Below are 582 nucleotides of genomic sequence, written 5' to 3' on the forward strand. Positions count from 1 at the left end.
GTCCACACCTGCGCGCCGCGCGCGCGGAATTCCTCGCCCACCGCCAGGGTACCGGCCTCGGTCGCATCCGGCTGGGCAAAGGCCAGCACCGGGAAGCCGGCGCCGACCAGGGCCATCGGCCCGTGCTTGACCTCGGCCGAGCTGTACGCCTCGGCGTGCAGGCCGCAGGTCTCCTTGAACTTCAGTGCCGCCTCCTGGGCCGCGGCCAGGCCCAGGCCGCGACCGAGCACGAACAGGTTGTGCGCGCCGGCCAGGCCCTCGGTCAGCGCCGACCAGTCCTGCGCCCAGGCCTGGCGCAACGCCGCCGGCAGCGCCTCCAGCGCCTCCAGCAGCGCCGCGTCGCCCTGCCAGTGCGCGGCCAACTGGGCGATGGCCGCCAGCGAGGCCAGGTAGCTCTTGGTCGCCGCCACGCTCTTCTCCGCGCCGGCGCCCAGCGGGATCACGGTGTGCGCCAGGTGCGCCAGCGGCGAGTCCTCCACGTTCACCAGCGCGGCCACGTGCGCGCCAGCGGCCTTGGCGGCCTCGGCGTTGCGCATCAGGCCGGGGCTCTTGCCCGACTGCGAGATGGCGCTGAACCGCGTG

The 582-nt window shown here is 74.9% G+C and carries 1 protein-coding gene; it reads right to left on the reverse strand.

Features of this window, described 5'->3' with window-relative positions:
* Nucleotides 1-582: SIS domain-containing protein (locus tag CSC66_RS17355; RefSeq protein WP_162378650.1), on the reverse strand; the 582-nt coding region annotated here is incomplete at both ends.

It is taken from the genome of Pseudoxanthomonas kaohsiungensis, assembly GCF_010211765.1.
Classification (GTDB): domain Bacteria; phylum Pseudomonadota; class Gammaproteobacteria; order Xanthomonadales; family Xanthomonadaceae; genus Pseudoxanthomonas; species Pseudoxanthomonas kaohsiungensis.